13 protein-coding genes are annotated in these 14,349 nt (G+C 65.2%); 9 read left to right on the forward strand and 4 right to left on the reverse strand.

Annotated elements, in window-relative coordinates; translation table 11 throughout:
• The first annotated feature begins 57 nt into the window (after positions 1-57).
• The 3 genes from IV454_RS11565 (at position 58) to IV454_RS11575 (ending at position 2,755) form a co-directional block, all read left to right on the forward strand.
• A complete protein-coding gene (locus IV454_RS11565) occupies positions 58-765 on the forward strand; it encodes a sensor histidine kinase (protein WP_206091573.1) in 708 nt (235 codons plus the stop codon).
• Positions 762-2,447, forward strand: coding sequence for a tetratricopeptide repeat-containing response regulator (locus IV454_RS11570; RefSeq protein WP_206091574.1), 1,686 nt, complete (start codon positions 762-764; stop codon positions 2,445-2,447). The genes IV454_RS11565 and IV454_RS11570 overlap by 4 nt, the downstream gene beginning before the upstream one ends.
• 92 nt (positions 2,448-2,539) lie before the next feature.
• Positions 2,540-2,755, forward strand: coding sequence for a hypothetical protein (locus tag IV454_RS11575; protein ID WP_054266042.1), 216 nt, complete (start codon positions 2,540-2,542; stop codon positions 2,753-2,755).
• A gap of 52 nt (positions 2,756-2,807) precedes the next feature.
• On the opposite strand, the gene IV454_RS11580 is transcribed toward IV454_RS11575, so the two are convergent.
• A complete protein-coding gene (locus IV454_RS11580; RefSeq protein WP_206091575.1) occupies positions 2,808-3,470 on the reverse strand; it encodes a PhaM family polyhydroxyalkanoate granule multifunctional regulatory protein in 663 nt (220 codons plus the stop codon).
• 131 nt (positions 3,471-3,601) lie between these two features.
• Here IV454_RS11580 and IV454_RS33320 point away from each other — a divergent pair, with 131 nt between their 5' ends.
• Positions 3,602-4,732: a DUF3108 domain-containing protein gene (locus IV454_RS33320; protein WP_206091576.1), complete on the forward strand. Its 1,131-nt coding sequence runs from the start codon at positions 3,602-3,604 to the stop codon at positions 4,730-4,732.
• Between the two features lie 10 nt (positions 4,733-4,742).
• A complete protein-coding gene (locus tag IV454_RS11590; RefSeq protein ID WP_206091577.1) occupies positions 4,743-5,498 on the forward strand; it encodes a DUF3108 domain-containing protein in 756 nt (251 codons plus the stop codon).
• On the opposite strand, the gene IV454_RS11595 is transcribed toward IV454_RS11590, so the two are convergent.
• Positions 5,485-6,420 carry a LysR substrate-binding domain-containing protein gene (locus tag IV454_RS11595; RefSeq protein ID WP_206091578.1) on the reverse strand — a complete coding sequence of 312 codons (936 nt, stop codon included), beginning with the start codon at positions 6,418-6,420 and terminating at the stop codon, positions 5,485-5,487. The two genes, IV454_RS11590 and IV454_RS11595, sit on opposite strands and share 14 nt — an antisense overlap.
• A 117-nt stretch (positions 6,421-6,537) precedes the next feature.
• On the opposite strand from IV454_RS11595, the gene IV454_RS11600 reads away from it, so the two are divergent.
• Positions 6,538-7,797 carry an MFS transporter gene (locus tag IV454_RS11600; RefSeq protein ID WP_206092640.1) on the forward strand — a complete coding sequence of 420 codons (1,260 nt, stop codon included), beginning with the start codon at positions 6,538-6,540 and terminating at the stop codon, positions 7,795-7,797.
• A gap of 18 nt (positions 7,798-7,815) precedes the next feature.
• Here IV454_RS11600 and IV454_RS11605 read toward each other — a convergent pair whose 3' ends face one another.
• Entirely contained in the window at positions 7,816-8,262 is a 447-nt protein-coding gene (locus IV454_RS11605; RefSeq protein ID WP_206091579.1) for a hypothetical protein, read from the reverse strand.
• Positions 8,263-8,438: 176 nt separating this feature from the next.
• Here IV454_RS11605 and IV454_RS11610 point away from each other — a divergent pair, with 176 nt between their 5' ends.
• From IV454_RS11610 to IV454_RS11620, 3 genes are read left to right on the forward strand one after another with little or no spacing between them, the layout of a single operon-like run.
• A complete protein-coding gene (locus IV454_RS11610) occupies positions 8,439-9,806 on the forward strand; it encodes a hypothetical protein (RefSeq protein ID WP_206091580.1) in 1,368 nt (455 codons plus the stop codon).
• A complete protein-coding gene (locus tag IV454_RS11615) occupies positions 9,799-10,611 on the forward strand; it encodes a hypothetical protein (protein WP_229522317.1) in 813 nt (270 codons plus the stop codon). Before IV454_RS11610 ends, IV454_RS11615 begins: the two co-directional genes overlap by 8 nt.
• A 3-nt stretch (positions 10,612-10,614) precedes the next feature.
• On the forward strand, positions 10,615-13,440 hold the full coding sequence (locus tag IV454_RS11620; RefSeq protein ID WP_206091581.1) for an ATP-binding protein: 2,826 nt from the start codon (positions 10,615-10,617) through the stop codon (positions 13,438-13,440).
• Between the two features lie 378 nt (positions 13,441-13,818).
• On the opposite strand, the gene IV454_RS11625 is transcribed toward IV454_RS11620, so the two are convergent.
• Positions 13,819-14,325 carry a CcdC protein domain-containing protein gene (locus tag IV454_RS11625; RefSeq protein ID WP_229522196.1) on the reverse strand — a complete coding sequence of 169 codons (507 nt, stop codon included), beginning with the start codon at positions 14,323-14,325 and terminating at the stop codon, positions 13,819-13,821.
• Positions 14,326-14,349 lie beyond the last annotated feature (24 nt).

The following is a 14,349-nucleotide window of genomic DNA, read 5'->3' on the forward strand; positions in this document are numbered from 1 at the left end:
TTGTAGCAACATTCTTGCAACCGATCGCCGCGCCCAGCGTGGCGGGAGCCGATCACGATGGACGATGCGCCCGAGTCGAACGAGCTGTTTCTGTTTCTTGCGTCCACCGCGCACGATATGAAAAATTCTGTCAGCGTGCTCAGCGGCACCCTGGAAACCTTGCTCGCGCAAGCCGCGCCCGGCACCGAAACGGCCTACCCGCAGATGGCGCACATGCTGTACCAGACCAAGCGCCTGAACGATAACCTGATCCAGCTGCTGGCCCTGTACAAGCAGGTCGGCAAACCCGCCTATCCTTTCGACATGCAGCCGCTGGCGATGGGCGACCTGGTGGCGCAGGTGGCCGCTGCCAGCCGCATCCTGCTCGACTCGCGCCATATCAAGCTGGAAACGAGCGCCGATCCGGACCTGGTCTGGCATCTGGACGAAGACTTGATCGTCGGCGTGCTCGGGCATGCGATCAACAATGCCATCCATTACACCAAAGACACGATCCGCCTGGCCATCGCGGTGGTCGACGGCGACCTCGAGATCCGGATCGAAGACAATGGCGCCGGTTACTCGGCTGCCATGCTGGAGGCCGGCGTGTCGGCCATGCACGGCAGCAGCGCTTGCGTGAATTTTTTGACCAACAGCACGGGCCTGGGCCTGTATTTCTCCAGCGAAGTGGCCAAGATGCACAAGCACCGCCAGCGCGCGGGCCGCCTGCGCCTGGAAAACGGTGGCGCGTATGGCGGCGCCTGTTTTGTTTTGAGCCTGCCATGATCGTCGACCCCAAAGCGAGCGCCAAGCTCGCCACCAAGGTCCAGCTGGTCGACTGGGCAGGCAAAAATTACCTGGTGGTGGATGACTTCATCGGCATTCGCCAGTTGCTGCGCGAAAGCTTGCGTAACCTGGGCGCCAAGAATATCGACCAGGCATCGAGCGGCGGCGAAGCCATCGCCATGCTGGCGCGCATCCGCTACGACGTGGTGCTGTGCGACTACAACCTGGGCGAGGGCAAGAATGGCCAGCAAGTGCTGGAAGAGGCGCGGGTGCGCAATTTGCTGCTGCCGAGCAGCGTGTGGCTGATGGTGTCGGCCGAAAAAAGCGTCGAATCGGTCATGGGCGCGGCCGAGCACCAGCCCGACGCCTACCTGATCAAGCCAATCACCGAGGGCGTGCTGCTGACCCGCCTGAACCGCGTGTGGCACAAGAAACAAGTCTTCAAGCAAATCGACCAGGCCTTTGCCGAAAAGGATTACCTGCGCGCGGCCAAGATGTGCGACAGCCAGATCGAATCCAACAAGCTGCATGAAATGGAATTGCTGCGCATGAAGGCGCGCCTGATGCTCAAAAGCGGCGAACCGGAAAAGGCGCGCGAAACCTATGAGCGCGTGCTGCAGGAGCGCGATTACCAGTGGGCCAAGGCGGGCTTGGCCAAGATCCGCATGACCAATGGCGAATACGAGCAGGCGCGCCAGATGTTCCAGGGCGTCATCGCCGAGAACCGCTACTACATCGACGCTTACGACCAGCTGGCGCTCACCTATCAGAGCATGGGCCAGAACGAGGAAGCCTGCGCCGTGCTCGAACGCGCGGCCAAATTGTCGCCCAATTCAGTGCTGCGGCAGCGCTCCTTGGGTCAGGTGTCGCTCAAGCTCGGCAATGTGGGCATGGCGGAAAAAGCTTTTCGGAAATGCATTTCGATCGGCGAATATTCCGTGATGAAAACGGTCGATGCGTATTTCGGCCTGGCGCGGGTGTGCGGGCTCAAGCACGACACCAAGGAAGCGCTGCAATTGCTGGTGCTGGCCCAGCGCGAGTTCGCGGGCGAACAGATTCAGCTGCGCAGCAAGATTACCGAGGGCATGGTCTACCACGAGAGCGGCGATTTCCAGCGCGCGCGCAAGGCTGGCGACGAGCTCGACGAGCTGCTCATCGGCAGTCCCGAGCGGCCCGATACGCCCACCTGCCTGGAACTGGCGACCTTGCTGTTTTCCGTCGGGCACCGCGATTCGCCTGTCGAACTGCTGTGCTACGTGATCAAGAACAATCACGATAACCTGCAATTGCTCGACGACGTACAAAAAATCTTCGACCACGCCCACATGGGCGAGGAAGGCTTGGCGCTGATCCGCTCGTCGCGCAAGGAAGCAAGCGACCTGATGAATCAGGGCGTGTCGCTATGGAAAACCGGCAAGCTGCCCGAGGCGGTGGCCTGGATGCGCAGCGCACGCATGAGCTTGCCGAACAACTTGCGCATCCTGTTCAACTCCGCGCAGATTATTATTTCGCACATGCAGCAGCTCGGTCATGACCCCGCCCTGGCGGCCGAAGCCACCGAGGTGTTGCTGCACGTGGACAAGATCCTGCCCGGGCAACAGCGCTTCGCCCAGCTCATGGAACAGCTCGCCGCACTTGCGCCGCGAGCGGGAGAGGAGGCCGCCGAGCTTGACCCAGGCTGAGCCGTTTTCACGTTTGCGTTTGTCCCCACGCTTGCTGGTGATAAACTGATCGCTGCGCGGAAGTTTCCGCATTCAACAGGAAAGGGACGACCATGCGCGACATCGCAAATGAAGTCTATGAAAAAATGCGTGTAGGCAGCAGTGCATGGATACGGCCAGTGGCGGCCAAGGGCGATACCGTGCCCGAATTCCAGGCTGTGCATGAGCAAGTCAAACAGATGGCGGACGAGGGTTTGATTACCATCTCGACCATCAAACGCCAGGAAGACGGCCTGATCGATGCGATCCGGATTCAGCGACTGGCGTAAGCAATCCCTGTAACACGGCAAGCGCTGCCGCCCCCTCGGGCGGCCTGCCTTGTCAGGCGCCGGTTTTCGGCTTGGCGCGCCGGGATGCGGCCTTGGCAGCACTCTCCGGCTCGCCGGGGCTCGTATCCGCCGGTTCCTCTGCCGCCTTCTGCGCCGCCGGGGCCGGCTTCCCGCCAAGGTCTCCCTTGTCCGCACCCGCCTCCGGCGTCATCGCCGTGGTTACCGCCTGATTAAATTGTTCCTGCAGCATGTTCCACCACGCCACGGGATTGTTCATCGCGTTCGCTGGCGCTGCCTCTTTGTGTTCCGTGGCCGGCTCGGGTGCCGCTGCCTTGGCGGGCGCGGCAGCGGGCTGGCTGAAAAACGCCGACGCGAACGGGGCCGCGGCCAGCACCGATTTCTCATCCGCGCCAGGTTGCTTGACGGCGGCCGCCAGGGTCGCGCCCATCGATTTCAAGGTGGCGATCGTGCCGCGCTGCACTTCCATGGTTTGGATGGTGCCGCGCAGCATGGACACATTGATGTTGAGCCAGGCTTCCACGGCTTTCAGGTCGGCGATCTTCTTGTCCAGCTCGTCGAGCGAGACGGGCGGCATGGCCAGGTTGGGGAAGGACATCCCCGGCACGGCCATGCTACCCCACAAATTCTTGACGAAGTCCAGCGTGTCGGTCACGGCGCCGACACCGGGGATGTTGGGCATGGGTGGTTTCAGCATGGAAGTCTCCGTAAAGTAGAAGCCTGAGCGTAGCAGATAATTATCATCCTATCAAAGAATGATGTGCGGGCAGCGAACGCTACACTGGGCGGTGTCAGCGTTAAAAGCGCCAGACACGTTAAACTGTCGCCATGACGATCGCATCCTTTCTCTCCCGGCATCGCCGCGCCCTGGTGATCGGCTCGGCGACAGTCCTGCTGCATTATCTGGCGATCAGTTTTGTCGGCGCGCGCATCGGGCTGGCGCCCGCCAATGCGCCGGACCAGGAACCGCTCACCATCTTCGCCGCGCTGCACGCGCCGGCGCCGCCGGCCGCGCCCGTGGCGCCGCCCAAGCCGACGCCGACGCCGAAGCCGAAGCCGAAGCCGGTTGCGGCGCGGCCGCGTCCGCCTGCCAGGCCGCTGCCTGCGCCGGCGGCGCCCGTCGCCGAGGCCAGCGAACAGCCGCAGCCCGCGGCGCAGGCCAGCCCGGCCGCCGCCACCGATGCGGCGCCAGCGCCCGTTCAAATGAACCTTGCCGAGGTGGCGCCCGCCGTGGAAGCGGCGCCGGAACCGGCACCGCCGCCAGCGGCCCCGGCGGAACCGGCCAAGCCGGCGCTCAAGGTCAGCCTGCCGCCATCGGCCGAGCTGAACTACGAGGTGGCGCGCACCGACCGCGACGGCGGCACCTGGTCCGGGCTGTCGACCATCTCGTGGAAGCAGGCCGGCGGCGCCTACAAGCTGTCGATGGAGGCGAGCGTGAGCCTGCTGGTGGCGCATGTGAACCTGGTGCTGCTCACCAGCGAAGGCACGGTCGGCGCGGACGGCATCGCGCCGCGCCTGTCCACCGAAAAGCGGCGCGGCAAGACCCAGACGGCCACCCATTTCGGCGGGCCGGACGGCAAGATTACCTTTTCCGCGTCCGAGCGCAGCTATCCCATGCTGGCCGGAACCCAGGACAAGGCCAGCTTCCTGATCCAGCTGGCCGCCATCGGCCGCGCCGACAGCGCCCAGCTGGCCAGCGGCGTCGAGCTGTTCGTGGGCGAGGAAAAGGATGCCAATCCCTTCGGCTTCGTGCTGGTCGGGAAGGAAGAAATCGATACCCGGATGGGGCGGATGGCGACCTGGCACGTCGCCCGTCCGCCGCGCCCGGGGGCCTACAACTCGCGCCTGGATATCTGGCTGGCGCCCGCGCACAACTGGTATCCGGTGCAGATCCGCAATACCGAGTCGAATGGCTCGGTCACGACCCAGACCATCCGCAAGATTCTCATCACCGACTAAGGAAATCACCATGCGAGCACATCTTTTGACACACCTGCTGGGCGGCGCCGTCCTGGCCGGCAGCTTGTCCAGCGCCAGCGGCGCCGCGGCCGACCATGAAGCGCTGCTGCGCCCGGTCAACGTGCCGCCCTCGGCCGATCTGCACTACATCCTCAAGGCGCGCCAGAAAGGCTTGTCCCTGGGCGGCGAAGCCCAGGTGACCTGGCGCGCGGGCGAGGGCAAGTACAGCCTGGTCACCGAAACAAAGGCCCAGATATTCGGCAAGATCCTCGACAGCCGCAGCGAAGGCCTGATCGATAACTACGGCATCGCGCCGCTCCAGTTCGTGGAAAAGCGCTTTCACAAGGAAGCGACCACGGCTACCTTCGACCGCGCCGCCAAGACCATGAGTTTCAGCGCCGGCAAGGAAATCTATCCCTTGCTCGGCGGCGAGCAGGACCGCAGCAGCGCGCAGTGGCAACTGGCGGCCCTGGCGCGCGCCCAGCCGGACAAATTCATTCCGGGCTCGGAGTGGCACATGTTCGTGGCCGGGCGCAAGGAGGCCCAGGCCTGGTCGTTCAAGGTGGTCAAGCGCGAAAAGATCGTCACCGGCATCGGCGAAGTCGAGGCTATTCTCCTGTCCAAGGCGCCGCCGCCGGGCGACAAGGACCAGACCGTCGACCTGTGGCTGGCGCCGGCGTACGACTGGTATCCGGTGCAGCTGCGCTACAGCGATGAAGACGGCGAGTTCATCGAGCAGACGGTCGACAAGATCAGCAAGAAGTAAGGGACGCCGCGCGCGCCGGTGGATGCGCCGCCGGCCGCCCGGCGCCCGCCAGCTCGTGCACCGCCTGGCGCAGCAGGTCGGCCAGCAGGGTGGTCAGCGCACTGTCGTCGCCGCGCCGGCGGTGCATCGCCAGGTCGATGGTGGGCAGGGCCGGCAGGCCGTTGGCGAGCGGATCGATCGGCGCCAGCGCCGGCGGCAGGCCGATGCGGGTGCGGATCGTCATCCCCAGCCCCGCGGCCGAGGCTGCCCACAGCGCCGACAGGCTGGCGCTGGAAAACGCGCAACGCCAGCGGATGCCGGCCTGGTCCAACGCATCGGTGGCGATGTCGCGCAGCGCGCATGGCGCTTCCAGCAACACCAGCGGCAGTGGGCCGGGACCAGTGGTCATCGCCTGCGCGGCTCCGCCAGGGCCGATCCAGTGCAGGGGCAGGGTGGCGAGATGCTCGCCGCGCGCGTCTTCCGCTCCGGCATCCCAGGCGATCGCCAGGTCGAGCTGGCCGGTGGCCACCCTCCGCTGCAATTGCGCGCTCCTGGCCACGCACACGTCGATGCGGGCATGGGGATGGCTGCGGATAAATTGCCCCAGCACCCACGCCAGCAAGGCTTCGCCCACATCTTCCTGCAGCCCGAGACGCACTTCGCCGGCCAGGCTGGCGCCGCGCAAGGCCAGGGCGGCCTCGTCGTTCATCGCCAGCATGCGGCGCGCGTAGGCCAGCAGGGTGGTGCCGGCATCGGTCAGCGCCAGGCCACGTCCCGACTTGCGAAACAGCACGACCCCCGCCTGTTCTTCCAGCTTTTTCAACTGTGCGCTCACCGCCGACGTGGAGCGGCCCAGCTGCGCGGCCGCCTTGGCGTAGCTGCCGAGGTCGATACCGGTGGCAAAACTGCGCAGGGTGTCGAGTTCAAAGTTCACTGTCCGCATGATTGTCCTGTTTTTCGGCATGATGACCTCGATATTATCTGATATTCAAAATGGTTGCCCGGGCCGACAATCAAGCTCCCTTCATCCACAGGAGCTATAGTGCCCACCATCATCGCCATGCCCGCGCCGGATCGTCACCGCTGGAAAGTCCTGGGTGTCGGCGTGGCCGCTAACGCCAGTTTTGCCGCCGCCTTCGCCGGCATTCCTGCCGCCGCGGTCATGCTGCGCTCGGCGTACGCGCTGAGCGACGCGGCGCTCGGCCTGGCGCTCGGCTTGATGGGCCTGGGCATCGCCTGCAGCGAATTTCCGTGGGGCGTGCTGACCGACCGCTGGGGCGACCGCAAAGTGCTCTTGACCGGCTTGGGCGGCACGGCGGCCGCGCTGCTGCTGATGGCGCTGTGGGCCGCGCCCGGCGCGCATGGCATCCCCGGGCTGGGCCTGGTGGGCGCCGGCTTGCTGCTGGTCGGTTTGCTGGGCGGCAGCGTCAACGGATCGAGCGGACGCGCCGTCATGGTGTGGTTCGGCAGCGCCGAGCGCGGCATGGCGATGAGCATCCGCCAGACCGCCGTCCCGCTCGGCGGCGCGCTGGGCGCGCTGGTGCTGCCCGCGCTGGCCCGGCAGGCCGGCTTTGGCGCGGTGTACGGCTTGCTATCGGCCCTGTGCGCCATCAGCCTGCTGCTGACGTGGCGCTGGCTGCGCGACCCTGACACCGCGGCGGCACCCGCCGGCAGCGCGGCCGGGCCTGTACCCCCGCCGTCGCCGGACCGGGCGCGGCTGTGGGCGATGGTCGGGGCAATCGGCATCCTGTGCGCGCCGCAATTCGGCATCCTCAGTTTCGGCACCGTGTTCCTGCACGACCTGCTGGGGGCGGGTGTGGGCGCGACCACGGCGGCCATGGTGGCCCTGCAATGTGGCGCGATGGCGATGCGCGTCTGGAGCGGCCGCTGGACCGACCGCCACGGCAATCGGGCCTGGTTCCTGCGCGCCGCCGCGTGGGGCAGCGTGCTGTGCTTTGTGATGCTGGGCCTGGTGTCGCTGTTGCTGGCGCCCTCGGTGACGGAGCGCCCGCCCCTGCTGGCGCTGGCGATGGTGGCGCTCACCGTGAGCGGCGTGTGCGTGTCGGCGTGGCACGGCGTCGCCTATGCCGAGCTGGTCACCCTGGCGGGCGCGGGAAGGGCGGGCACGGCCCTGGGAATGGCCAATACCAGCGTGTTCGTGGCGTGCTTTGCGACCTCGTCGGCCATTCCCCACATCAATGCGCTGGCCGGCTGGGTCGGCGTGTGGCTGGTCGGGGCGGCCTGTGCCGCAGCGGCCTTGCCGCTGTTTGCCCGTTCCGCGCGCGTATCCTGCGAGAAGCGGGCGCCGCAAACGGTGTGAGCTGGTGCCCCGGCCGCTTCAGCGTTGTTGTTGTTGGCGCTGCTTGATCAGCGCATACGGATTGTCCACAGTATCGCCGAACGCGGCATAGGCGTGCCGGATGCGGGCGGCGATGGCGCTCTCCAGGGTTGCCGGATCGACCGACACGGCGTAGGCCAGGGCATCGGCCAGGCCCAGGGAGCGGATGATGGCGAGCATCAGCGCCGTCGATCCAAGGTCGCCCCGGTCCCACACCCCGATCGCAAATGCGCTCAGGCGCTTCCTGGCCGCATGCGGCAGGATTTCATAGGTTTGCCATTGGCGGTCGGCCAATTGCGACAGCGCTTGCATCATCATCCACTTTTCCGCCGGGTCCGGCACCCCGTTCCGGAACGAGCGCAGCAGGGAGGCGAGTTCCTTCTCCACCTGCGGAGATGGCAAATAATCGGGCAAGGTAGTAATCCTTTGCAACTCGTCTTGATCCACGCATCTCTCCTCTTAATGATGTGATATTACTTTAGTTTCAACAATTATTGTAATTATGAAACAAGATTGCAAACAGGGTGGGGCCATTTGGTCGGATTGCCGTGGCTTAACTGATATACTGACGCCCCCAAGGGCAGGACCTGTTGCCCATAGCAAGAAACTGGTACCGGAACACGATGATGGAAACGACGGCAGGCGTGGCTGCAGAACCACTGACTTTAGGGCAAGACGAGCACGATTCCTTGCAGGCGCATTTTCACGCCGGCATTTCGGCTGACGAGATCGAGCAAGTCTTCCATTTGAAGCGGGCGCAACCGACCCTGCAAGCTTTCACCGCCCTGTTCCATGGCGGCGCCGACGGCGTGCTGATCCGCCTGCTGGTGCTGCGCGAACTGGCGGCCGATACCAGCACCACCGCGTTTTCGCGCGCCGACATCAACCAGAAGCTGGCCTACCTGCTGCCCGAAAGCCTGGAAACGGTGCTCACCCGCCTGCGTACGCACGGCCTGCTGGCCTGGGATGCCCAGGCCGCCGTGTACCGGGTCACGCCGATGGCGCGCAATGTGCTCTCCTCGCTCGACACCCTGCTGTCGATGGGCCAGGCCGACGACGACGCCGAAATGGGCTTTTTGCTTTCGCAGGTGGCCGGCGCCCAGGCCGTGGGCGGGGTCACCGTCGACCAGCTCAAGCACCTGCTGGGACGCCTGGTCGAACTGACCGAGGAATTTCGCGACGCGATCGCCTCCGGTTCCGAGTTCCGCCTGCGCACCTCGCAAGCGAAGTGGCACATGGCCTGCGACTGGGTCGAGAAGGGTTCCGAAATCCTGCGCGCGATCACCAGCGACGAACGGGCCGACTCGGCCACCCACAAGGCCGCGCAAGCCATCGGGCGCGCCCAGAGCGCGCTGCTGAACATGCAGGGCATGTTCTCGCGCGCCTTGAACCAGATCGAGCGCCAGCGCGTGCACCTGGGCCAGTCCGGCCTGTCCACCACGGATGTGAAGCGCTGGCTGCTGGCGCACGAGGATTTATCGAGCCTGGCGCAGGGCGCCATCGACCGCCCGGTCATGCCGCTGTTCGTTACCCCGGCCGAAATGATCGACGTCGCCGAAACCGAACTGCTGGCCGAGCGCAGCGCCAGCATGGGCCCGAGCGGCCTGCCGCAGGGCGAGGACGCCCCGCTGACGATCAACGACGGCCCGGCCATCCAGGCCGAACTCGATGACTGGCTGGCGCGCCTGGCCGACTTTGCCAACCTCGGCAACTTCCCCAGCTTCTCGGAGCACGGTCCGAAAACGGTGCCGATCCAGGATTCGCTGCTGCCGGCCAGCTTCGCGGTGGCCTCCTACCGCGCCTCGATGCTGCCGCTCCTGGGCGACGCCGCCGAGGCCAGCCTGCAGGGCGCCACGGCGCAACTGGCGCGCCTGCCGATCACCTTCACGCCCACCGACGAGATGGTGCAGCTGAACGACCCGCACGTGTTCGCGATGTCGATCGCCACCCTCTCACTTGATCTGGAAAGCGGCCCGGCCGATGATAAATGACGACTCCCAAATCCTGATTGCGCGCCTGCTGACGCACCAGACCCTGCGCCGCGACGACAAACTGGTCAAGCGCGTGCTGTCGGACGAACTGTTTCGCGCCGAAGTCGACAAGCGATTGCTCGAATCGGGCCTGAAGCTGCTCGACAACGTCTACGCCGACCACGTCACCCTGGCGCTGCACCGCGCCGTGGAACCGAAGATTTTCGGCGCCAAGGATATCTGGCAAAACAATAACTTCGGCCTCACGCGCGATGGCGTGGCGCTGCTGGTGGTGCTGTGGGCGCAGATCATCCTGCCCAAGCGCGAACGCCAGGAGACCCACCAGAACGCCGACGACGACCAGAACGACCTGTTCGACAAGGACAAGCCGATGCCGCGCGCCGAAGACACCTCGATCGGCATCTCGTACACCGCGCTGCTGTCGGACTTCGGCGACAAGCTCGGGAAAAAGACGCGCATGGACATGAACCTGGGCGCGCTCTCGCGCATGGGCTTCATCGAACGGCGCGGCGACGTGATCCTCGAAGGTCCCCTGCTCGACCTGCTGATGGATACCGACGTGCTCAAGGAACGCATCATCAACGGCGCCCTGGCCGACGTCTTCAAGCGAGCGCCGGTGGCGGTGGTGGTGCCCAGGCCGGCCGCCAGCGAGGCCGCCAACGACGCCACCGCCATGCGCGACGCCAGCGCCATCCGCGATGCCGAGGCGGACACAATTGCGCCCGCCGCCATCGAGCCCGATCCTGGCGCCGCCGACGCCGATGCGGACGCCGATGCGGACGCCGATACTTCAACCCGAGGCTAGCCCATGTTCCATATTAAATCGCTCGAACTGGTCCACTGGGATTACTGGCAACGGATCAAGAACATCCCGCTCGACGCCAAGATCATCACCATCGCCGGCCAGAATGGCTCCGGCAAGACCACCTTGCTTGACGCGCTGCGCACCCTGTTCGGGCTCGATTGCTCGATGGGCCGCACCTACAAGCACTATGCGCGCCACTCGGGGCAGCAGACCGCGTGGATCCGTTCCGTGGTCGACAACAAGGCGGTGGGGCGCCAGCTGTCGAACCGGCCGTTCCGCAGCTCGGGCTTTTTCAGCGACGATGAAGTCACCTTGTTCTGCAAGATCGAAAAGAATGGCGGCGACTGGAAGCGCCAGTACCTTATGCGTCCGGGGAATATCCAGATCGAGGAAGTCGACGACGCCACCGACTGGCTCGGCGTCGAGAACTACCGCAAGCGCCTGCACAATGCCGGCCTGTCGCCGGCCATGGCCAAGGTGCTGGCGCTGGAGCAGGGTGAAACCGACAAGCTGTGCGAATACGCGCCGCGCCAGCTGCTCGACCTGGTGTTCCAGGTCTTCGGCGACAAGGAAGTGCTGGACGCCTACGACGAAGCGAAGCGCCACCAGCGCGACACCGAGACGGAACTGAAGCGCTTCGAGAGCGAACTGGAAGCCTCGCGCACCAACCTGGAAGGCTTGCGCCTGCGCGTGGTCAATTACCATCAGTGGGAAGACTTGCACAAGGAACGGCGCAACCTGCTGGAAGAGGTTCTCCCCAGCCTGGAATACCACGAGGCGCGCGAAAAGGCTGCCGCGGCTAGCCGCGTGCTGCGCGACGCCCGCAAACCGATGGCGCAGGCTGACACGCAGCTGACCGAAAAGCGCAACGCGCTGGCGGCGCAGGCCAAGGCGCTGTCGGACGCGCAGCAGCAGGAAACCTTGCTGGAGCAGGAGGCGACGGTGCTGGGCAGCCGCCTGACCCAGGTCAACGCCAAACTGAAACCGCTCGACAGCCTGCTCGAGCAGAAGGAGCGCCTGCAAAAGCTGGCCGCCGATTCGGGCGCCGACATCGCCGAAGTGGCGGCCCAGCTGGACCAGAAAGAAGCCGAACTGACGCGCCAGCGCCAGTTGCGCGACGCGCTGGCCAGCCGCATCCTGACCGAAAAATCGACCATCTCGGCCTTGCAGGGCAAGAGCGCCATGCCCGAGCCGGACGCCGTGCGCGGCATGCGCCGCGCGCTGCGCGACGACGGCATCCCGCATGCGATGCTGTCCGATATCGTCGAGGTGACCGATCCGAAGTGGCAGGGCGCCGTGGAAGGTGTGCTGGGCGGGTACGCCTCGGTGGTGCTGCTCGAACGCGCCAAGGATGCCGCGGCCGCGTACCGGCTGGCCGAGAAGGAGCGCTATCGCCACTTCATCGTCCCCGAATGCATCAAGGCACCGGCGGTAAAGGATGACAGCCTGCTGTCGGTGGTGCGTTTTTCGGCCGCCGCCCCGCCATGGCTGATCGACCAGCTGGCGCGCATCGAGCGGGTCGACTCGGTGGAGAAGGGCTTCAAGCTGCACAAGGACGCCGAGTGGATCACGCCGGACGCCTACCACCGCGAACGGCGCGGCGGGCGTTCGCTGTTCGTCGAAGTGTCGCGCTACCGCTTCGGCACGGCCGGCCGCACCCAGCGCATGGAAGCGCTGCAAAAGTCACTGCCGGCGCTGGAAGCGCAGGAAGACGCGTTCACCCTCGCCATCAGCAAGCTGGCCTATGAAGTCGGCGCGCTCAAGGCCCGCATTGCCGGTGTCGACGCGGCCAAGGAACTGGCCGCGCGCCAGGCCGAATTCGACGAAGCCTTGCGCGGCACGGTGCCGCTCAAGGCCGAGCGCCTGGAAGTCGGCGCGCGCCTGGGCGAATTGCAGGCATTGACCAAGGCGGCCACGGTGACGCGCACGCGCGCCGACACCACATGGCAAAACGCGCGCATGGCCCTGTCGGAAGCCGAAGCCGGGCTGCGGCTCGGCCACAAGCGCCAGATCGAGCAGCGCGCCGACCATGCGCGCGCCTTGCTGGAGCTGCGCCGCGCGTGGCGCCATCTGCCGCAAGGCTGGCGCCGTCCGGCGCGGCGCGCCTCGCTGGTGGCCGAACACCAGAACGCGCATCAGGTCGACCTGCGCGTCGCTTCCCTGGAACACAGTCTCGCGCGCGACGACTGGGAGCTTGATGCCACGGTCATCGACCAGCATCACCGTCTGAACGAGCAGTTACAGGGCCGCCAGACCGAGACCGACGAACGGCGCTACCAGAACAACCGCGCGATCGAAGCGACCGCCAACGCACGCGGCGCCTACATCGAGCGGCTGCGCTACACCATCAAGACCTACAGCAAGAACATCAAGGAGCTGGGGGAACTGGCGGGCATCGAAGTGCATGCCGATCCGGTCAAGCTGGAGAATGAAGACGTGCAGTTGTCGCAGGCTGGCCTGCACGTGCGCTTCAAGTTCGACGGCAAGGACCAGATCGGGATGAACGACGGCGAAGCGTCGGGCGGGCAGCAGGTCATGAAATCGCTGGTGCTGCTGATTGGCTTGCTCAAGTCGGAAGACGGCTCGGGCGGGTTTGTGTTCATCGATGAACCGTTTGCGCACCTGGATATCCGGAATATCCAGCTGGTGGGCGAGTTCCTCAAGAATACCGAGGCGCAGTATCTGATGACGACGCCGCTGACGCACAACACGGACGTGTACGACCCGTCGGAGCTGACCCTCATCACCAGCAAGAAGAAGAAGGATATGCCGTGGGCGCAGCCGATTTTCGTGCTGCAGCGGCGCGTCACGCCTGCGGTGGCGGTTTGACGTTATAGCTGCCTTTGTTCGTCGCCCTTAGCTCCGTCGTTCCCGCGCAGGCGGGAACCCAAGCTTGTAGAGCAGCCAATGACTACAGCACGAACTTGGGGGGGACGCATGCGTTCCCGCCTCTCCAGGAACTAGTCTTTGCCGCTAATTTGAGCAGCTTTGCGACTACAAACCTCGAAACCGTCGCTCCCGCGCAGGCGGAAACGCATGCGTTTCCCCCATAGCACCGTCGATATACGAATGTGCTATGGATTCCCGCCTGCGCGGGAGCGACGGAGCTTAGGTTAGCGCCATTTGGAAGCGCCCTTGCACTTTGCACAGTTCCCAGAGATTTGAGGAGTTTCATAGAAACTGGGACCTGCGCGGGAACGACGTTGATTACGCCGCGTTCACCGCCTTCTTCAAGGCCCGGCGCCAGCGAATCAATCCCGCCGAATAGGTCCCGAAATACCCCGCCGTCAGCCCCAGCGCAAGCAGGGTGATAAAACTGTCGGTGAACCCCGGCGTCGGCACATTGCTGCCCTGGTTCGCATAAATCTCCACCCCGATATACATCACCCGGGCAAAAAACAGCATCGCGATCACCATCCCCAGACGCGCGTTCGGCGTGAAGTAGCAGGTATCGTTCTCGAATCTGGTCAGGCGCAGCCCCCAGATCCCGTACGCGATGCCGGCCGCCGTACCCACGCCCAGCCAGCCAAGCAGCGCCGGCCGCGCAATCAGCTCCGAACCCGCCACCAGGATCATCGCCGCGAACACGCCCACGCCCGTGTAATGGCGCGAAACGATCGAACGCTGGCGCATCATCATCGCCTTGAGACGCTGGTAAAAGCGCCACACCAGGAAAGGGGCGAGCACCAGCAGCGCGAGAGTGGTAATTGACATGGCGATTTGTGGATCCGGTCCGGA

It is taken from the genome of Massilia antarctica (assembly GCF_015689335.1).
In the GTDB taxonomy this organism is placed as follows: domain Bacteria; phylum Pseudomonadota; class Gammaproteobacteria; order Burkholderiales; family Burkholderiaceae_D; genus Telluria_A; species Telluria_A antarctica.